Below are 19815 nucleotides of genomic sequence, written 5' to 3'. Positions count from 1 at the left end.
GATCATTATATCTTTGCGTTTTCGAAGATAAAAACCCTTATGTCAGATAAAAATTTTAAAAGACACACGATCACAGCCGCCCTTCCTTACACCAATGGGCCTGTACATATAGGTCACCTGGCTGGTGTTTATGTGCCGGCAGATATTTATGCGCGGTACCTGAAAAGTAAAGGAGAAGATGTATTGTTTGTGTGCGGCTCAGATGAGCATGGAGTAGCCATCACCTTAAGGGCTAAAAAAGAGGGTGTTAGCCCCAAAGAGATTGTCGATAAATATCATACGCTCATTAAAGACTCTTTCGACAAGTTTGGGATCGATTTTGATATATATTCAAGAACTTCTTCTGAATTACATAGAGAAACTTCATCTGAGTTCTTTAAAAAACTCTATCATGATGGTGCTTTTGAAGAGCGAACATCAGAGCAATATTATGACGAAGAAAGCAAGATGTTTCTTGCTGATAGATATATTATTGGGACTTGCCCTAATTGCGGTTACGATGCTGCCTATGGCGATCAATGCGAAAAATGCGGATCTTCTTTAAGCCCAAGCGAACTGATTGAGCCAAAGTCAGCCTTAAGTGGTGACAAACCAGTCCTTAAAGAAACCAAACACTGGTTTCTACCAATGCAGGACTATGAAAACTGGTTGAAGCAGTGGATTTTAGAGGAACATAAGGAGTGGAAGCCTAATGTTTACGGACAATGCAAATCGTGGCTAGACAATGGACTTAATCCAAGAGCTATGACCCGTGATCTTGACTGGGGAGTGCCAGTGCCTGTAGAAGGTGCTGAAGGGAAGGTGCTCTATGTATGGTTTGACGCACCCATTGGTTATATATCTGCTACCAAAGAGTGGGCAAATCAGCAAAACAAAGACTGGGAACCTTATTGGAAAGACGAAAACACTCGGCTTTTACATTTTATTGGTAAAGATAATATTGTATTTCACTGCATCATTTTTCCAAGCATTCTTAAAGCAGAAGGAAGTTATGTATTGCCTGATAACGTACCGGCAAATGAGTTTCTAAACCTGGAAGGGAATAAAATCAGTACTTCAAAAAATTGGGCAGTTTGGCTCCATGAATTTTTGGAAGAAATGCCTGGCAAAGAAGATGTCCTGCGTTATGTACTGTGTGCTAACGCACCAGAAACAAAGGATAATGACTTTACTTGGAAGGATTTTCAGGCTAGAAATAACAGCGAGCTTGTAGCGATCCTGGGTAATTTTATCAATAGGGCTCTTGTGCTAACAAATAAGTATTATGAGGGTAGTATTCCTGAGAGAGGTGAGCTTTTTGATATTGATAAAGATGTATTAGAAAAGCTGAAAAAGTCTCCGGAAAAAGTAAGTGCAGCATTAGATAAGTTTAAGTTTAGAGAGGGGCTGATTGAGTTTATGGATCTGGCTAGAGTTGGTAATAAATACCTGGCCGAAACAGAACCATGGAAACTTCAGAAAGAGAATCCTGATCGCGTAAAAACTATCATGAACATAGCCTTGCAGATAGCGGCTAATATCACAATCATTGGAGAGCCATTTTTACCTAAAAGCATGGATAAACTGATTGCTATGTTGGGTATACAAAAGCATAAATGGGCTCAGGCCGGTAATCAAGATATTTTACCTGCAGGGCACAGAATAAATAAACCTACGCTGCTATTTGAAAAAGTAGAAGATGAAACTGTGCAGCAGCAGGTAGAGAAATTAGAAAACACTAAAAAATCAAATAAAATGGAAGATACGAGTGATATCGTAGGTATGAAGGATGAAATCAACTTTGATGATTTCATGAAGATGGATATGAGAGTTGGTACTGTGCTTGATGCGGTTAAAATGCCAAAATCAAAGAAGCTCTTAAAACTCACAATTGATACAGGTATAGACAAGCGAACTATTCTCAGTGGTATATCTGAGCATTTTAGTCCTGAAGAAGTTATTGGTAAGCAGGTAACTGTGTTAGTGAATCTGGCTCCCCGTAAAATGATGGGTGAAATGTCTGAAGGGATGGTACTAATGGCCGAAGATAAAGAGGGTAAGTTAAAGTTTATCCAACCATCTGAAAGTGTTAACCCGGGAGCTACAATAAGCTAAAGGGATTCTGTTTATTTAAGAAAGCGTCATCCGTAAATGGGTGGCGCTTTTTTTTATTTATACTTTTCCGTTTTCTCTTCAAAAGAAACGTCCTCAGATTGTCTTACATGTAACTTGATAGCTACAATAAGTTCTTTAGCACCAGCTTGAAGTGATGCAGACTGCGCTTTTTTAATTACACTCATAACCTCGTCATACTTGCCCTCAATCACAGTCTCCATAGGTGTGACTTCATACTTCAGGCCTGATTGCTGTATGACCTCAATGGCCTTATCGATGATTGGGTATATGTCAGTTGAATTGGTATTTGGTACGATCTGTACAGCGGCATTTATTGTATGATCCATAGTGTCAATCATTAAATTGGTTCATTGTTCTAGAGATGCCAATGGTTCCAAAACCCTTGACCATTTCAATGGCTTTGTCCATTTTATCAGGCAACTCATCAAATTGCTCCTGAGTAAAATTGCTTAAAACGTAATCCACCTGCTGGCCCGGGTGAAAGTCGCTGCCCACACCAAATTTTAGCCTAGCGTAATTATTGCCTCCAGTAAGTTGTTCAATATTTTTGAGGCCATTGTGACCAGCTGCCGAACCCTTACCTCTCATGCGTAAATTTCCAAAAGGAAGTGCTATATCGTCCACTACAACAAGAAGGTTTTCTTTCGGTATTTTAAGCTCTTTCAACCAATAATTGATGGCTTTGCCCGAGAGGTTCATGTAGGTAGATGGTTTTATCAGGTGAAACTGTCTGCCTTTAAATTTAAACTCAGCTTTATCTGCATATCGGGAAGGAGTGAAGGTCAGGCCCTCCTTGTCTGCTAGTCTGTCTAATGTGAGAAAACCAACATTATGTCTGGTAAGCTCATACTCACTGCCAATATTGCCAAGGCCTGCTATTAAGTATTTCATTATACTTCTTATTATAAAGTTGTATATCTGATTTTGGCTATCAATTATATATAAAAAAATCCTGTCCACTTCATGAACAGGATTTAAATTTTAGTCTTTAAGGTAGATTAAGCGTCACCACCTTCAGCTGGGCCTTCGCCTTCAGCTTCAGCTTCAGCACCTTCTTCCTCTAACTCCTCTTCTTCGTCAGCAGACTTACCTCTTAGTGCTCTTGGCATTTCTACCACAGCTACAGAAGATATCTTGCTGTCAAGAATCGTGAAGTTGTTTTCTTCTATATCACCTACTTTTATCGCCTTACCAAAGTCTAGCGGAGTAATATCTACAGATACATACTCAGGCATGTCTTTAGGTAAAGATTGAATTTTCAGGTAACGTCTTTTCTTTATAAGTGTACCACCTTTTTCAGCTCCGATAGAAGTACCTTCAAAGTGAACAGGAATGTTCATTTTGATAAGTTTTCCTTTGAATAACTGTAAGAAGTCTACGTGAAGAATTACTTCACTTACCGGGTGGAACTGAAGATCCTGCATGATTGCCTCATACTCCTGACCTTCGATGTTTAAGTGTACGAAGTGCGCCTCATCAGTATACACCAATTCTCTGAAAAGAATCATTGGAGCATAGAAATGTACTTGCTCATCACCACCATACAATACACAGGGGACATTTCCTTCAGCGCGTAATTTCTTCGCTTCAGATTTGCCGAGATTTGCTCTTTTATACCCTATAATCTCGATAGTTTTCATTTGATTATATATTTAAGTTATAAAAATTCTCTATTAAGAATGAATAAATAGTGAGCTGATAGACTCATGATCGTGAATCTTTCTGATTGCTTTTGCAAACAGATCAGCCACTGATAATACTTTGATTTTATCAGAAGGCTTATCCTTCTTTAATGGTAAAGTGTCAGTAACCACAAGCTCTTCCAATATAGACTGATCTATGTTTTCGTAAGCCTTGCCGGAAAGTACCGGGTGAGTTACTACTGCTCTTACAGAGTTGGCACCGTTATCTTTCAATAACTGAGCAGCTTTACACATCGTGCCACCTGTATCGATAAGGTCATCAATCATGACCACATCTTTGCCTTTTACATCACCAATAAGTCTCATAGAAGCTACCTCGTTGGCACGCTCTCTATGCTTATCACAAACCACTAGCTCTGCATCAAAAAACTTAGCAAAACTTCTGGTTCTTTTTACGCCACCTACATCAGGTGAGGCGAAAATGATATTTTTTAAATTGAGTGACCTTAAATAAGGGATAAATATTGCTGAACCATCTAAATGATCTACAGGAATATCGAAAAACCCTTGAATCTGATCAGCATGTAAGTCGCATGTCATAATACGATCAGCGCCTGCAGCAGATAAAAGATTAGCCATCATTTTAGCTGCAATAGCAACTCTTGGCTTGTCTTTTCTATCTTGTCTGGCATAACCAAAGTATGGGACAACCACTGTTACATACTTGGCGCTGGCTCTTTTGGCAGCGTCAATCATGAGTAGAAGTTCCATGAAGTTATCGGCAGGAGGGAAGGTTGACTGAATTAGAAATACATCGCAACCTCTTACTGACTCTGTGAAAAATGGAGACATCTCTCCATCGCTAAATTCTTGTAAAGTTACTTCTCCCAGTGGCTTGCCGTATGATTCGGCAATGGAGTTTGCCAGGTACTTAGTTGATTTTCCGGAGAAAATTTTAACTGATGACATAACTTTACATTTTGCTTTAAACAATTAAGCGGTCTCGATAATTATCGAGACCGCCTTTTGTTGCCCGACTAGGGCTCGAACCTAGACTCTTCTGGACCAAAACCAGACGTGTTGCCAGTTACACCATCGGGCAGTATTTCAAAAAGTACGTGACTCAAATAGCCTTGTCTTTTCTTATCCCCCTCAAATTGGGATGGCAAAGGTAAAATTATTTTTGAAAAAAAGTAAAAGAGGTTTAAAAAAAATTACAAAGTTTTTTCACCCTGCTTTCTAAGCTCTTGTTGGCGCTTTAAAAAGTCTTGAGAGAAGAACTGATACTTATTTAAAATCGACTTTACAGCATTTTGTACGTCTCTACTATCGGCCAAATCTACTGAGTTATATTTGTCAGTAGCATAGCCCTGCCAGATCGAAGCATTTTGTCTTCTATCAAAAAACTGAATAAACACAGTGCCCTTGCTTATAGCAAAGTTTTGTTTGTTGTAATCGAGATCCCGATCAGGGCGTTTTACCCAGTCTTCAATCTTTGGTTGGTTATAACCTCTAAGACTAAGGCTGTCTATAAATACACTAAATGAAAGCAATAAATCAGGTTTCCTTTCTTTTTGGCGATAACCTAAAAACTTCATGTGCGACTCTATTGAGCTCGAAATTAGGTTCTTTAATTGGCTATTGCCGAAATTTCTAACATCATTTTGTACCACAAAGTCATAGGTGTCGTACTTGTCGAACCTACCCCGATAACTATAATCGTATTCTACAGGTAATTCCTGCTGTAGAAAGCAACTTGAAGTGAGTGTAAAAACCAGGAAAAAGATGAGTGTGTATTTAGAGGCAGTCATAAGGTAGAAGTTAACTTATTGATGCACAATAAACAACAGAATCTTTTCTAAAGTTTTTTAAATGTCAGTTGGGCTACATAAGCTGTGTTTAGTGTGCCTTTATCCACTCTCTGGCATTCACAAATGCCTCGAGCCAAGGGGTTACTTCATCTTCTTTTCTATCAGCTGGGTAATCGGCCCAATTCCACGGATATAGCGATCTCTCGATATGTGGCATAATAGCTAAATGTCTGCCATCATGAGAGGCAACCGCAGCAGTTGCAAAGTCAGACCCATTAGGGTTTCCCGGATAAGCTTTGTAGCTATAAGCACTTACAATATTGTAATCTTCTGCATTGCCGGGTAAAACAAATTTGCCTTCTCCGTGAGCAAGCCATACGCCTAATTTAGACCCTTGTAAAGAGCTTAACATTACCGTGTTGTTGGCAGGCACGTCCAGGTTAATAAAAGACGATTCGAACTTATGAGAGGCATTGTGATGCATCTTAGGATGATCTTTCATCTCAGGGTACAAAAGACCAAGCTCCATCATCAACTGGCAGCCATTGCAAACCCCAAGGCTTAGCGTGTCTTTTCTCTTATAGAAATTATCTAACGCTTCTTTTGCTCTTTCATTATATAGAAAAGCTCCTGCCCAACCTTTGGCAGAACCTAAAACATCTGAGTTTGAAAAACCACCAACAAAAACCAGGAAGTTGATATCTGAAAGATCTTCTCTGCCACTTATGAGGTCAGTCATATGGACATCCTTCACATCAAAACCTGCGAGGTGCATGATCCAAGCCATCTCTCGATCACCATTTACGCCTTTCTCTCTTATGATAGCCGCTTTCAAACCTGTAGGTTTCTTTCGGTTGATATCTATGCCGTAAGTTGACAACTGGCCTGTAAATGACTCAGGAAACTTATAGTTAAGTGCTTGCTTCTTATAATTGTCAAATCGCAGTTGAGCGTGCTCTTCACCACTTTGTTTTTTGTCTAGTAAGTAGGATGTCTTAAACCAAACATCCCGCATTACCTCGATATCAAAACTAATTGATTCGTTAATGGTGAGTTTTCTGCTAGAAGAAGGCTGACCGATGATGTGATATTCTATCTTATTGTTTCTTAGTATATCTATGGCCTTATTGCCCTCTGGTATTTGTAAAATAACCCCAGGCTTTTCGCTAAAAAGTACTTTTATTAAATCTTTCTCATCGATGCTGCTTAGGTCTATATCAATGCCACCATCTGTGGTTGGAAATGCCATTTCTAATAAGGCTGTAACCATACCTCCGGCTGAGATATCATGACCTGCTAGAACTAACTCGTTCTTAATGAGTTGCTGCACTGTTTCAAAGCAGTTTTTGAAATAAGTAGGATCTGTTATGGTTGGCGCTTGAGCACCTAATTTGTTGATGATTTGACCAAAAGAACTTCCCCCAAGGTGAAAAGCATCTTTAGAAAAGTCTATGTAAACGATTTGAGATTCAGGATCGTCAATCAGGCAAGGGCTGGTGATTTGATTTAGATTATTGACTTCACCCACGGCACTGATGATAACTGTACCGGGTGAATACACCGTTTTGCCCTCAGGATATTTTTGAGTCATCGATAGAGAGTCTTTACCCGTGGGGATGTTTATACCCAAATCTCTGGCAAACTGACTTACACCTTCAACGGCCTCATACAGTCTGGCATTTTCACCTTCATTTTTTGCTGGCCACATCCAATTGGCGCTTAATGAAACTCCTTTTAGCCCATGTGTTAATGGAGCCCATAACAGATTTGTTAGCGCTTCAGCTATCGATAACTTAGATCCCGCATCAGGATCAACCAGCGCTGAAACCGGAGCGTGACCTATTGAGGTAGCGACACCCGTGGTACCTTTGTAGTCCATGGCCATAACAGCGACATCGTTCAAAGGCAGCTGTATCGGTCCACATGTTTGCTGTTTTGCCACCTTACCGGTAACCGATCTGTCGACCTTGTTTGTTAACCAATCTTTACAAGCTACGGCTTCGAGCTGTAAAACTGCCCTCAGGTAGGTGTTAAGATGTTCGTTATTATAAGTAAGGTCTTCGAAAGATGATTTTTTTGTTTGGTCTTCTAAAATTGTTTTAGGTGAGGAGCCAAACATGTGCGAAAGATCCCAGTCAATCGGATTTTTGCCAGTTTTCTTATTCTCAAATTTGAAATGACCATCTCCTGTTACATCGCCAACAGCATACATTGGTGCTCGCTCCCTTTTGGCCACTTCTTCTAGAATGTGTAGGTCTTTCTCATGCATAACCAGCCCCATACGTTCTTGTGATTCGTTACCGGCAATTTCTTTGTCTGAAAGTGTTGGGTCTCCTACAGGTAGCTTGTTGATGTCGATAGTGCCACCTGTTTCTTCAACCAATTCAGAAAGACAGTTGAGGTGACCTCCGGCTCCATGGTCGTGTATCGATACAATCGGATTATGGTCGCTTTCTGCCATTGCCCTAATGGCATTCATCGCACGTTTTTGCATTTCCGGGTTTGAGCGTTGTATGGCGTTAAGCTCGATAGAGTTGCCAAACTCACCTGTGGCGACAGAAGATACTGCACTACCTCCCATGCCAATTCTATAATTATCACCGCCAAGAACGACTATCTTATCACCCTTCTTTGGTGTTTCTTTCAGGCTGTCGGACATTTTGCCGTATCCTATACCACCGGCCAGCATAATCACTTTGTCAAAACCGTAGGTTTTGTCAGCTTCTTCATGTTCAAAAGTGAGTACACTCCCACAGATTAGTGGCTGTCCAAACTTATTACCAAAATCGCTGGCACCGTCTGAGGCTTTGATCAATATATCCATAGGAGATTGATAAAGCCACTTTCTTTCTTTAACAGCTTTTTCCCAGTCTCTATCTTCTTCCAGCCTGCTATAAGATGTCATGTATACAGCTGTGCCAGCAAGCGGTAAACTTCCTTTGCCTCCGGCCAGGCGGTCTCTTATTTCTCCACCAGAGCCGGTTGCAGCTCCATTAAATGGCTCTACAGTAGTGGGGAAGTTGTGCGTTTCGGCCTTTAAGCTTATGACTGTATCAATTTCTTTCGTCTCAAAAAAATCTGCTTTGTTTTGCGAACGAGGGGCAAATTGCTCAGCAACCGGGCCTTTGATGAAAGCTACATTATCTTTATAAGCAGATACAAGTAGGTTGTGATTTTCTTCTGAGGTGAGTTTTATTAACTTGAATAGTGATTTGTCTTTAGGCTTACCGTCAATGACAAACTGGCCATTAAAAATCTTGTGTCTGCAATGCTCAGAGTTGACCTGTGAGAAACCAAATACTTCGCTATCAGTAAGTTTTCGGCCAAGTTTTTCACTTACGCCATTAAGGTAGTCAACCTCTTCATCACTCAAAGCCAATCCTTCGGCAGCATTGTAACTGGCAATATCTTCAATCTCGATTACTTCATCGGGAGCATGTTTGATGGTGAAGATTTCCTGATTAAGGCCCTGGTATAAGACCTCTAACATGGGGTCATGTGTTACGTCAGGTGAGTCTACCTGATGAAATTTTTCGATTCTTTCTATCCCGGAGATGCCCATGTTTTGCGTAATCTCTACAGCGTTGGTACTCCAGGGAGTGATCATCTCCTTTCGGGGGCCAATAAAATGACCGCTTAAATTTTCTTTTTCACTTAGCGTAGCCCCTCCAAAGAGCCACTTGAGTTTGTCAGCATCGTGTGCTTCAAGGTTGTTGACTGATACTGCATAAACGATGTCTTCTGGAGCGAGAAAGAATTTGATCATGAATTGGCGGTTTGAAATGGTCTAATTTTTCACCCGCAAAAGTAAGTAAATTTCAGAAATAGAAAGTCAGGATTTCTAAATCAGAAGTACTTTTCGTAATTCTTATCGTCAGACCAAAATTCCAGGCATTTTTGAATGTGCGACTCTCTGAAGTCTTCATCTTTTTTCAGCTCTTTCCAATCGCCCATGCCGAGTGTTTCGCAGAGTTTGAAAAATCTATCACCTTGCCCTCTCTTTTTATCCATAACCATGGCACTGAGTAATGGCCTGCCGGCTTCGTGCTCATCAGTAGAAATTTCATCCAAAATTTCTCCTAGTAGCTGTTTCTCATGTCTTATGTCCATATTCAGGCCAAGCTCACACTGGTTGATGAGTCTACGATAAGGTATAGGGCTACTTTCTGTTCTACACAATTGGATAAGTTTATTTCTTATTCTGGAATTCATTGGTTAAGCGTAGTAAATTTTTTTGGTTTAATCCGGTTAAATTATCCGATTTTTCGGCTAAATCAAAACTTATCTATCAATTCAGGCGTTTCAGCCACATTTTTTATAAGGTCATTATGTCCAGAAGAGATGATGTGGGCGTCATGGTTAGGAAGCTTGTCAAGCAATCTTTTCATTCCTTTATGAGTAATGATTTTATCGTACTTTCCTAGGATCATGATCAGGTTAATTGAGTGCTCATTAATATTCTGAGCAATCATATTCATGTCAAAAGTAAAATCTTTGAACGTGACCCAGCTATAAAATACACGCCTTCTTTTCTTTTTAGAATTCATTTGGCTGAGCGCAAATTTTGAAATGCCTTTATCGACTACGCCTAGTTGTTTAAACAGGTTAAGTATATTATAAAACCTCTTGGGTTTTACAATCATGCTTCTAAAGTAGCTTCTAAAAACGTAAGGGTAGGTAGCCAGACTATACCACATGCTGGTTTTGATGCCATCGGGTGCAAGCAAAATGAGCTGGTCGATTTTTGGAGCGAAAGACTCTGCTATAGATAGTGCAAATTTTCCTCCCATGCTAAAGGCCAGAAGTGAAAACCTATCGACCTTGTTTGCCTCCAATAGTCTGTCAACAATTTCTGTCCATTGCTTTTTACTTAAAGTATCTCCAGCCGGCCAGTAACTGTTCCCATGAAAGAAAAGGTCTACACTGATGATCATATGGGTTTCTGATAATTTATTGGCGATAATGTTAAATGCTGATGCATCCTGTCCAAATCCATGAAAAGCTAAAAATATTTGATTTCCGCTGCCATACACATTGTAATTGAGCCTGTAGCTGTCGGTAGATATTTGCAATTGTTTATTAGCGGTCATTTTTATCTGCCCTCGCATCTGGCTTCCCCTCTTTATAGTTGTAGTAGATTCGTTGTGTAGGGTAGGCGAAGTCAATATCATTACATTGACTGAATTTTTTTAGTACATCTTTCCAAATGGCGTCTTCGGTAACTCGTCTCTTATTGGGTACGCACAAGTACCTCATAGAAAGCAATACACCACTATCTTTTACAGCAGTATAAACTATTGGGTCTAGTGTGCGATAATAAATCATAAATTTTTTGGAAGCCTCCAGTAATTTTCCCTCGGCCTCTTTAGTAAAATGTGCACAGTGCCTACCAACGATTTCTTCCAGAAGTTTTTTTGCTCTTTCCCAGTTAGATTCAAAGGTCACAAGCACACCAATTTCGTTCCAGATATGGCTAAATCCCTGGTTATAATTAATCTGGCTTTCTGTAAACACCTTGCCATTGGGTATATGAATTATGCGCCCTGTACTTTGGTCTGCATCTACCCATTTGCCTATTTCATTGATTGTAAATTGAAAAAATCTGATGTCAATTACATCTCCGGAGTGGTCGCCAATTTGTACACGATGGCCTACATCAAATGGTCTTCTGATGAGAATGAAAAGCCAGCCGGCAAAATTGGTGATGGGATCTTTGAGTGCAATGGCCAGGCCTGCTGAAAGTAAACCGAAAAAGGTTGCCAGAGAATCTATTTGCTTAATCCAAATTGTGCTGATGAGTACAAGGCCGGAAATGACAGTGATGTATTTTATAGCGTTTCGCCAATAATAGCGCACTTTAGGCTCTTGGATTCTGGCAAATATCAGCTGTAAAGCGATTATTCTAAAGCCCCATAAAAGCATTATCACAGCCAATGACATCAGTAGCCTTGTCTCTAAAGGAGAAGTGTTGAGATGACTGATTATCCATTCTTCAATTGTTGCTTCGGTCATATTTTTCTAGCCGGGTTCTGTCAAATATATAAAATGTGATATCACGATTGTCGTAAATCCGCTAAAAAGTGATGATAGCGCAGTTTAGGCCTCATTTAATTAGAAGTAAAAATTTTTAGAAAAATTCGAAACAATAGAATGGCCGGGCACGTTAAAAACTCCTAACTCATCGGAAACTTTGGTTGTTCAAATAGTTTCCATAGTTTTGCGATGAAAATTTTAACAATGTGGAAGAAGTAAAGAAAAGAATAGTCATAGGTGCCTCGGAGCTGTTTCATAAATACGGCATTCGTAGTGTTTCTATGGATGATATAGCCCGTCACTTAACCGTATCTAAGAAGACAATCTATCAATATTTTAAAGATAAAGATGAGATCGTAACGCTCACTTTGCGTGCGCACATGGAAATGGAAATGAAAGAATATGACGAGGTATTTGAAGTAGCCACCAATGCGGTGGAGGAATTAGCCCTCGTTTCTAAATGCATGCGGAAGGATTTTAAAGACATGAATCCGTCTTTGCTATTTGACATGCAAAAATACCATCCGGGTGCCTGGAAGATATGGTTAGATTTTAAAAATGAGTTTATAAAAGACCATGTAGTAAGCAACCTCAAACGTGGGATCGAGGAAGGATATTTTAGAAAAGACATCGATGTTGAGGTGATGGCCATTTTTAGAGTAGAGCAGGTGCAGCTTGCTTTTGATGATAGTGTGTTTCCTTCCGATCAATTTGATTTCAAAAAAGTGCAAATGCAGTTTTTTAATCATTTCGTGCATGGCATAGTCACTGAGAAAGGCCTGGAGTTATTTGAGGCTTATTTAGAGAAAACTTTACAACAAGAATAATATAACTAGTAATGAGATTTAAGGTAATAGCAAGTTTGCTAATGATTGGGCTTCACTACAGTGTGATGTCTCAAGAACAAAACCAGGTAGATTATACGCTGCAGGAATCTATTGATTATGCACTCGAAAATAATACGAGTATTATAAACAGTGCTTATGAAAAAGAAATCGCTGAAACTCAGGTTGGAGAAACATTGAGTCAGGGATTGCCACAGGCTAATGTAGAAGCAGGCATCAACTACAATTTTGAGCCACAAAAATCGCTTATTGACATTAGTACTTTTGATCCTAGTGTACCTGAGGGTACGGAGCAAGAGGTTAGTTTTCAGCAGAGATACGATGGTAATATAAATCTTAATGTAAGGCAGCTCATTTTTGATGGGTCATTTTTCGTAGGCCTTCAGGCCTCTAAAACCTTTAAAGAACTATCCTCTAAAGAGCACATTAAAACTAAAATTGATGTGGTAGAGGCAGTTTCTAAAGCTTATTACAATGTGCTGGTGACTGAGGAAAGGTTTGACCTGCTTCAGGCTAATTTAAGTAGACTAGATACATTGCTGGAAGAGACTTCTCTCATGTTTGAGAATGGTTTTGCCGAAAAAATTGATGTGAGCAGACTTAAGGTGCAATACAACAACCTGAAGGTACAATACGATAATACTGAGGAGTTATTAAAAGTGAGCAAAGACTTACTCAAATTTCAAATGGGTATGCCAATAGGGCAACCTATTATGTTATCGGATAATCTGGATGAGATTACACTTAATACTACACTTGGCGATGATTTTGACTACTCTCAGCGTATAGAGTACTCTCAGTTACAAACCAACCAGGCTTTGGTTAATCTGGATATGAAAAATAATAAGGTGAAATATTTACCTACGCTCTACGCTAATTTTAATTATGGTTATAACACACAGACGAGCCAGTCAGATCAGTGGTTTCAGAGCGATAGATGGCTAAACTACGGATTTGTAGGAGCAACCTTAAGCGTACCCATTTTTGATGGCTTCTTAAAGTCAAACAAGATTCAGAAGAATAAAATCGAGGCCAAGCAAATCCAGGAGTCTTTTCAGGAATTAGAAAATTCTATTGACCTGCAGATCAGACAGACAAAAATTAACATGAACAATGCGCTAGACGAAATGGCTGCTCAAAAAGAAAACATGGAGCTGGCTAAAGAGATCTACGATGTAACTAAAATAAAATACCAGGAGGGTGTAGGCTCCAATTTTGAAGTAGTTGAGGCCGACACTGAGTACAAAGAAGCACAAACCAATTATTACAATGCCTTGTACGATGCCCTCGTAGCCAAGGTTGAATTAGAAAAAGCTTACGGCAAATTATTAGACAAGAATTAAAAGAAAGAAATAGATGACAATTACAATGCAAAAATTGCTTTTAGTAGCTACAGTAGTATCACTAATTAGCGCATGCTCTAGCAAGGAGGTCGACTCTGTAGAGGCTCTTGTAGCTGATGGTAACATGGAAGATATACGTGCAAAGAGAAAGGAGTTATCTTCCCGACAAAAGCAGCTAGAAAAAGAAATCTCTCTTTTAGATTCTGCCATAGATAGTAAGAAAGAAAATACCAATTTACCATTAGTAACAGCCTTTGAGGCTCATGCTAATGAGTTTTATCACTATGTTGAGCTTCAGGGTGATGTCACTACCAAGCAAAATGTATTGATTTACCCGGAAGCTTCAGGCCTTTTAGTTGATGTACGTGTAGAGGAAGGTGAGCGAGTGAAGAAAGGTCAGTTGCTGGGCATTATTGATGACGGTGGCTTAAGAAGTCAGTTGATTCAAATGGAGGCTCAATTAGCTTTGGCTAAAACTACTTTCGAACGCCAAAAAAGACTATGGGATCAGAAAGTTGGCTCGGAAATACAGTTTTTAGAAGCAAAGACTAACTACGAGTCGCAAAAAAATGCAGTTGACCAAATGAGAAGTCAGCTCGATAAATTTAGAGTAAAGGCACCATTTTCAGGGATTATAGACGATGTGATTAAAGAGCAGGGTACAGTTGTATCTCCAGGCCCGGGCTCTGAAATATTCAGAATTATAAACCTAACAGATATGTACCTCGAAGTACTCGTGCCGGAAACATACCTAACCAGCGTGGTGCCGGGCAAGCGCGTAAAAGTACATTTCCCGATTCTTAACGATACCATCGATACGAAGGTGAAGGAGACAGGAAACTTCATTAACCCAAACAACAGGTCATTTAACGTAAGAGTACCAGTGCCAAACAAGGAAGGCAAAATAAAGCCAAACCTTACAGCCAAGGTATTGATCAACGACTATTACCAGGAGGAGGCTATTCTTATACCTCAGAGTGTAATATCTGAAAATGCAGAAGGTGATCAATATGTATATGCTGTGGCTGAAGATGACAAAGGCCAGACCGCTACGGTAAAAAGAAGAATTATTGAAACCGGCAAAACACAAAACGGTAAAGTAGAAATCACATCCGGTATTTCTGATGGCACTAGAATTATTCTAGAAGGAGCCAGAAGTGTAAAAGACGGGCAATTAGTGAAGATCTTAAAGAACTAAACTATGAGTGAAGAAAAGAAAAATAAAAAAGTAGATAAGGAGTTCCGATTGTCCTCGTGGGCGATCGACAACCCCTCTGTGATCTACGTAATGATTGCCTTGTTTTTGATTATAGGTTTCTCTTCCTATTTATCAATGCCAAGAGAAGATTTCCCTGAAATCAAAGAAACGAAGATATACATCAGTACCCCGTTTCCGGGTAATACTGCTGAAGATATAGAGCGACTTATCACAGACCCTCTGGAAGATGAATTGAAGAATGTGAGTAATCTGGTTGAGATTACCAGTACCTCACAGGAAGATTACTCAATAATTACGGTAGAGTTTGATGAGGATATAACCGTTGAGGCTGCAAAGCAAAAGGTAAAAGATAAGGTAGACTCAGAAAAAGCAGGTGAAGATTGGCCGCTATTCAATAATGCCAAGGTGGAGCCCAATGTATTCGACCTTAATATGTCTGAGGAGATACCGATTATGAATATCAATATCTCTGGCGACTACCCTGTTGATAAACTCAAGGAATTTGGTGAGTACCTGGAAGACGAGATTGAAGATCTCCAGGAAATAAAAGGGGTTGATATACGTGGAGCTCAGGAAAAAGAGGTTGAGGTTGCAGTTGATATTTACAAAATGATGGCTGCTAAGGTGAGCTTCAATGATGTTATTCAGGCTATCGGTAATGGAAACATGACCATGTCAGCCGGTAACATTAAGTCAAGCGGGCAGCGTAGAACGATCCGTATTCTTGGGGAAATTGACAAGCCGCAGGAGTTACGCAATTTTGTTGTAAAAACAGAGAATGATGCGCCTGTTTACCTTAAAGATATAGCCACTGTAAGTTTCGATGAAGAAGATAAAACTACCTATGCACGAGAGTTTGGTCATAGCGTAGTGATGCTTGACGTGAAAAAGCGTGCAGGTAAAAATATGATCGAAGCCGTAAATCAGGCAAAAGAAATTATCAAAGAAGCACAAGCTAATGTATTCCCTCAGGATCTGGATATTACGATATCAAACGATTCTTCAGCGCGTACGCTAAACCAGGTAAGCGACCTGGTCAATAATATCATCTTTGGTATTATACTCGTGGTTACGGTATTAATGTTCTTCCTCGGGTTTAGAAATGCACTCTTTGTTGGTTTTGCTATCCCGATGTCGATGTTCATGTCATTTGCCATTTTATCTACTCTGGGTTATACACTCAATACCATGATTTTATTTGGCCTTATTATGGGGCTTGGTATGCTCGTAGATAACGGTATCGTGGTAGTTGAAAATGTGTATCGATTAATGGAAGAAGAGGGGCTTACCAGAATTCAGGCTGCCAAAAAAGGTATTGGTGAAATTGCTTTTCCTATAATTATATCTACTGCAACTACAGTGGCTGCATTCGTGCCGCTAGGCCTATGGCCGGGTTTGTTTGGGCAGTTTATGATCTATTTCCCAATTACACTTTCGGTGGTATTAGGCTCATCGTTGTTCGTAGCCATTTTTATGAACTCAATGCTTGTATCCCGATTTATGGAAGTTGGTGATAAGGAGCTTACGCGAAAGCAGTTGATCAGGCTTACCATTATTTTAGTAGGCTTAGGTGTATTTATCATTTTTGTTGGTGGACCGGTAAGAGCACTGGGTACACTCATGATATTTACTGCCGTCATGTTCTGGTTGTATAAATATGTGATTAAAAAATCTGCAAACAGATTTCAGCGCAAGACATTAGTTCGTTTTGAAAACTGGTATGAAAGAAGAGTGGCTCATGCAGTCAGAGGTGGAAATGTGTATTTCTATGCAGGGGGTATCATTCTATTCTTTGTAGCAGTAATGATAGGCTTTGGTATTTCATTGGGTACGCAACGAACAAAAGTGGAATTCTTCCCTGATAATATTCCTAACCAAATTATTGTGTACATCGAGTACCCACAAGGTACTGCCATTGAGAAGACGAATCAAATTACAAAAGAGATTGAAAACAGGGTGTATGATGTGATCAACGATCCTGAATACATCGAAGATGGCCGAAATTTCCTGGTAGAGTCTTCTGTTTCTCAGGTTGGTGAGGGTGCAGGTAATCCACAAACTGATGGAGGATCTAATGCAGAAATGCCTCACAAAGCCAAAATCACCACATCGATGCGTGAGTTTAAGTTTAGACAAGGCAAAGACACAGAAAAACTTAGGCTAAAAGTACAGGAAGCGCTCGAAGGTATTTATCCGGGTGTGGCAATTTCTGTTGAGAAAGATGCCGCTGGTCCACCTGCAGGTTATCCTATCAATATCGAGCTGGAGGGTGACGACTATGATGAGCTCATTGTGACCGCTGAGAAAATGCGTAACTACATCAATACTAAAAATATAGCTGGTATTGAAGAGTTGAAGATCGATGTAAACAAAGGCAAGCCAGCCATGCAGGTTGTTGTTGATCGAGAAAAAGCCGGAGAGCTCGGTGTATCTGTCGGTCAGGTTGGTAGTCAATTGAGGCGCTCACTATTTGGTGAGAAAGCCGCTGTGTATAAAAAAGATGGTGAAGATTATGACATCAATGTGAGATTTAACGAAGACCTTCGTTATAATAAAAGTGCACTCTTCAATCAAAATATCATCTTTAGAGATCAGTCTACGGGCAGAATCAAAGAGATACCTGTCTCTGCTGTAGCTAAACAAAAGAACACTTCATCTTTTAGTGCGATTAAGCATAGAGATACAGAGCGTGTGGTTACAGTTTACTCTGGTTTAAAGCCTGGGTTTACAGACGCAGGAGCCATTGTTTCTGAGATAAAGGAAGAAATGAAAGAGTTTCAAGAACAGCCTCAAGGTGTAGAAATTGACTACACAGGGCAGATCGAAGAGCAGAATAAGCAAATGAATTTCCTTGTAGGAGCATTCTTTTCAGGTCTCGGCCTAATTGCGCTGCTATTGGTATTCCAGTTTGGAGGTATTTCAAAGCCATTAATTATTATGCTGGCTATATTCTTAAGCTTTATAGGTGTGTTTGGGGGCTTGATTATTACTGGTTGGTCATTCGTAATTATGATGACAATGATGGGTATTATCTCACTGGCAGGTATTGTGGTAAACAATGGAGTGGTATTACTTGACTATACGCAACTCCTAATTGATAGGAGAAAAGAAGAAAAAGGCCTCGATCGCACAGATTTTCTCAATAAAGATGAGGTAAGTCAACTCGTGATAAGAGGAGGTAAAGCCAGGCTTAGACCGGTAATCCTTACTGCGATTACAACAGTACTTGGTCTTATTCCTTTGGCAATCGGATTGAATATTGATTTCTTCTCATTATTCACGCAGTTTGACCCACAGATATACCTGGGAGGTGATAATGTTATTTTCTGGGGGCCTTTGGCATGGACAGTTATTTTCGGTCTTATCGTAGCAACATTTTTAACACTTATCATTGTGCCGGTGTTGTTTACAATAGTATACAGGATCAAGTATGCAATTTTTGCAAAGAAGGAGAAGAAAAAGAAGGCGAAGAAAGAGGTATACGTGCCCGAACCTGAGCCAGTGGCTTAAAATAGAATACGTTGAATAAATTATTGATAATTCCGCTCATTCTTGGGCTCTTATTTCTGGTAGACTGGTATGTTTATAATGGCATATCGGTACTACTTAGAAATAGTACAGAAACCGCTAAGAATATATTAAAATACGTTTACTGGGGGATAACAGCGATCACTTTTGTTACCATCCTGGTTTATAATTTCGGTAACCCTGATTGGTTTAAGGGCTCATCAAGAAGTTTGATTTTTACCGGCATTTTCATCAACTATTTCTCCAAGTTATTTGGTGTGTTGTTCTTGTTGGTGGATGACATTGTTAGACTTGGTAAGTGGGTAGCTTCACAATTTAGCAACCCCGAGCCTACTGGTGGAGGAAATAAAATCACAAGGTCAGACTTTTTGGTGAAAACCGCTGTTGTGGCTGGTAGTGTACCTTTTCTTGCAATGAGCTGGGGTATTATCTCAGGTGCACATGATTACCGCATCCGCAGAAAGACAGTTTATCTTTCAAATTTACCCAAAGCTTTTGATGATATTAAAATCGGCCAGCTGTCTGATATCCACTCAGGAAGCTTCTTTAATAAAACAGCGGTACAGGGTGGAATAGACCTGTTTATGAAAGAAAAGCCTGATCTGGCATTTTTTACTGGAGACCTTGTAAACAATGAAACAAAGGAGGTAGAAGACTATATCAATATCTTTAATAAAGTAAAGGCACCACTAGGTGTCTATTCTACCACAGGTAATCACGATTATGGTGATTATAAAAATTGGTCATCTCAAAAGGCTAAAGTGCAAAACTTTGAAAATCTCAAAGAGGCTCACCGTCTAATGGGTTATGATCTGCTCATGAATGAGAATCGCATAATTGAAGAAAGTGGAGAGAAGCTGGCTATTCTTGGTGTAGAAAACTGGGGAGCAGGGAGATTTGCAAAATATGGTAAGCTAGATGAGGCTTATAAAGGCAGCGAAGAGGCAGCGACAAAACTTTTGCTTTCTCATGATCCTAGTCATTGGGATGCACAGGTAAAACCTAATCATCCGGATATCGATCTGATGTTTGCCGGCCATACACATGGCTTTCAGTTTGGGGTTGAGTTGGGAGATTTTCAATGGAGTCCTTCGCAGTATGCTTACAAGCAATGGGCGGGACTTTATTCCGAAAATGATCAACACCTCTATGTAAACCGAGGCTTTGGCTATATAGGGTACCCAGGTCGTGTGGGTATGCCACCGGAGATTACAATCATTACATTAAAAAGGAAGGCCTAAGCCTTCCTTTTTTTTGTTGATTTAGATTTGATAAATA

15 protein-coding genes and 1 tRNA gene are annotated in these 19815 nt (G+C 39.8%); 6 read left to right on the top strand and 10 right to left on the bottom strand.

The window, feature by feature from the left end; all coding sequences use genetic code 11:
* Nucleotides 1-39 precede the first annotated feature (39 nt).
* On the top strand, nt 40-2094 hold the full coding sequence (gene metG / locus E1176_RS17505) for a methionine--tRNA ligase (RefSeq protein ID WP_155212344.1): 2055 nt from the start codon (nt 40-42) through the stop codon (nt 2092-2094).
* 53 nt (nt 2095-2147) lie between these two features.
* On the opposite strand, the gene E1176_RS17500 is transcribed toward metG, so the two are convergent.
* From E1176_RS17500 to E1176_RS17455, 10 genes are all read right to left on the bottom strand, one after another.
* On the bottom strand, nt 2148-2441 hold the full coding sequence (locus tag E1176_RS17500) for an MTH1187 family thiamine-binding protein (RefSeq protein WP_155212343.1): 294 nt from the start codon (nt 2439-2441) through the stop codon (nt 2148-2150).
* A 4-nt stretch (nt 2442-2445) separates the two neighbouring features.
* A complete protein-coding gene (pth, locus tag E1176_RS17495) occupies nt 2446-3006 on the bottom strand; it encodes an aminoacyl-tRNA hydrolase (RefSeq protein ID WP_155212342.1) in 561 nt (186 codons plus the stop codon).
* A 107-nt stretch (nt 3007-3113) separates the two neighbouring features.
* A complete protein-coding gene (locus tag E1176_RS17490) occupies nt 3114-3755 on the bottom strand; it encodes a 50S ribosomal protein L25/general stress protein Ctc (protein ID WP_155212341.1) in 642 nt (213 codons plus the stop codon).
* Between the two features lie 33 nt (nt 3756-3788).
* Complete coding sequence (locus E1176_RS17485) at nt 3789-4727, bottom strand: ribose-phosphate pyrophosphokinase (protein WP_155212340.1); 939 nt, start codon at nt 4725-4727, stop codon at nt 3789-3791.
* 60 nt (nt 4728-4787) lie between these two features.
* Nucleotides 4788-4860: transfer RNA gene (locus E1176_RS17480), tRNA-Gln, on the bottom strand.
* 112 nt (nt 4861-4972) lie between these two features.
* Nucleotides 4973-5569 carry a DUF4136 domain-containing protein gene (locus E1176_RS17475; protein ID WP_155212339.1) on the bottom strand — a complete coding sequence of 199 codons (597 nt, stop codon included), beginning with the start codon at nt 5567-5569 and terminating at the stop codon, nt 4973-4975.
* A gap of 88 nt (nt 5570-5657) precedes the next feature.
* A complete protein-coding gene (gene purL, locus E1176_RS17470; RefSeq protein ID WP_155212338.1) occupies nt 5658-9335 on the bottom strand; it encodes a phosphoribosylformylglycinamidine synthase in 3678 nt (1225 codons plus the stop codon).
* A gap of 80 nt (nt 9336-9415) precedes the next feature.
* Nucleotides 9416-9781, bottom strand: coding sequence for a hypothetical protein (locus E1176_RS17465; protein ID WP_155212337.1), 366 nt, complete (start codon nt 9779-9781; stop codon nt 9416-9418).
* Between the two features lie 62 nt (nt 9782-9843).
* On the bottom strand, nt 9844-10659 hold the full coding sequence (locus tag E1176_RS17460; RefSeq protein WP_155212336.1) for an alpha/beta hydrolase: 816 nt from the start codon (nt 10657-10659) through the stop codon (nt 9844-9846).
* A complete protein-coding gene (locus E1176_RS17455) occupies nt 10649-11581 on the bottom strand; it encodes a mechanosensitive ion channel family protein (RefSeq protein ID WP_155212335.1) in 933 nt (310 codons plus the stop codon). The genes E1176_RS17460 and E1176_RS17455 overlap by 11 nt, the downstream gene beginning before the upstream one ends.
* Nucleotides 11582-11808: 227 nt before the next feature.
* On the opposite strand from E1176_RS17455, the gene E1176_RS17450 reads away from it, so the two are divergent.
* The 5 genes from E1176_RS17450 to E1176_RS17430 are packed head-to-tail and all read left to right on the top strand — an operon-like array spanning nt 11809 to nt 19778.
* A complete protein-coding gene (locus E1176_RS17450) occupies nt 11809-12429 on the top strand; it encodes a TetR/AcrR family transcriptional regulator (RefSeq protein WP_155212334.1) in 621 nt (206 codons plus the stop codon).
* Nucleotides 12430-12440: 11 nt separating this feature from the next.
* Entirely contained in the window at nt 12441-13790 is a 1350-nt protein-coding gene (locus E1176_RS17445; protein WP_155212333.1) for a TolC family protein, read from the top strand.
* Between the two features lie 25 nt (nt 13791-13815).
* Nucleotides 13816-14988 (top strand): efflux RND transporter periplasmic adaptor subunit, encoded by a 1173-nt coding sequence (locus tag E1176_RS17440; RefSeq protein WP_155212332.1) that lies wholly within the window; start codon nt 13816-13818, stop codon nt 14986-14988.
* A 3-nt stretch (nt 14989-14991) separates the two neighbouring features.
* A complete protein-coding gene (locus tag E1176_RS17435) occupies nt 14992-18519 on the top strand; it encodes an efflux RND transporter permease subunit (protein WP_155212331.1) in 3528 nt (1175 codons plus the stop codon).
* 11 nt (nt 18520-18530) lie between these two features.
* The gene (locus E1176_RS17430) at nt 18531-19778 is read left to right on the top strand and encodes a metallophosphoesterase (RefSeq protein ID WP_155212330.1); all 1248 of its coding nucleotides are present in this window, start codon (nt 18531-18533) and stop codon (nt 19776-19778) included.
* The last annotated feature ends 37 nt before the right edge of the window (nt 19779-19815 follow it).

It is taken from the genome of Fulvivirga aurantia (assembly GCF_009711475.1).
Classification (GTDB): domain Bacteria; phylum Bacteroidota; class Bacteroidia; order Cytophagales; family Cyclobacteriaceae; genus Fulvivirga; species Fulvivirga aurantia.
This window is presented reverse-complemented; position numbering and strand designations above follow the sequence as displayed.

Excerpts from the sequence above, each read along its gene's own strand:
- metG (WP_155212344.1), top strand. The coding sequence starts at position 40 with ATGTCAGATAAAAATTTTAAAAGACACACGATCACAGCCGCCCTTCCT.
- E1176_RS17500 (WP_155212343.1), bottom strand. The coding sequence starts at position 2,441 with ATGGATCATACAATAAATGCCGCTGTACAGATCGTACCAAATACCAAT.
- pth (WP_155212342.1), bottom strand. The coding sequence starts at position 3,006 with ATGAAATACTTAATAGCAGGCCTTGGCAATATTGGCAGTGAGTATGAG.
- E1176_RS17490 (WP_155212341.1), bottom strand. The coding sequence starts at position 3,755 with ATGAAAACTATCGAGATTATAGGGTATAAAAGAGCAAATCTCGGCAAA.
- E1176_RS17485 (WP_155212340.1), bottom strand. The coding sequence starts at position 4,727 with ATGTCATCAGTTAAAATTTTCTCCGGAAAATCAACTAAGTACCTGGCA.
- E1176_RS17475 (WP_155212339.1), bottom strand. The coding sequence starts at position 5,569 with ATGACTGCCTCTAAATACACACTCATCTTTTTCCTGGTTTTTACACTC.
- purL (WP_155212338.1), bottom strand. The coding sequence starts at position 9,335 with ATGATCAAATTCTTTCTCGCTCCAGAAGACATCGTTTATGCAGTATCA.
- E1176_RS17465 (WP_155212337.1), bottom strand. The coding sequence starts at position 9,781 with ATGAATTCCAGAATAAGAAATAAACTTATCCAATTGTGTAGAACAGAA.
- E1176_RS17460 (WP_155212336.1), bottom strand. The coding sequence starts at position 10,659 with ATGACCGCTAATAAACAATTGCAAATATCTACCGACAGCTACAGGCTC.
- E1176_RS17455 (WP_155212335.1), bottom strand. The coding sequence starts at position 11,581 with ATGACCGAAGCAACAATTGAAGAATGGATAATCAGTCATCTCAACACT.
- E1176_RS17445 (WP_155212333.1), top strand. The coding sequence starts at position 12,441 with ATGAGATTTAAGGTAATAGCAAGTTTGCTAATGATTGGGCTTCACTAC.
- E1176_RS17440 (WP_155212332.1), top strand. The coding sequence starts at position 13,816 with ATGCAAAAATTGCTTTTAGTAGCTACAGTAGTATCACTAATTAGCGCA.
- E1176_RS17435 (WP_155212331.1), top strand. The coding sequence starts at position 14,992 with ATGAGTGAAGAAAAGAAAAATAAAAAAGTAGATAAGGAGTTCCGATTG.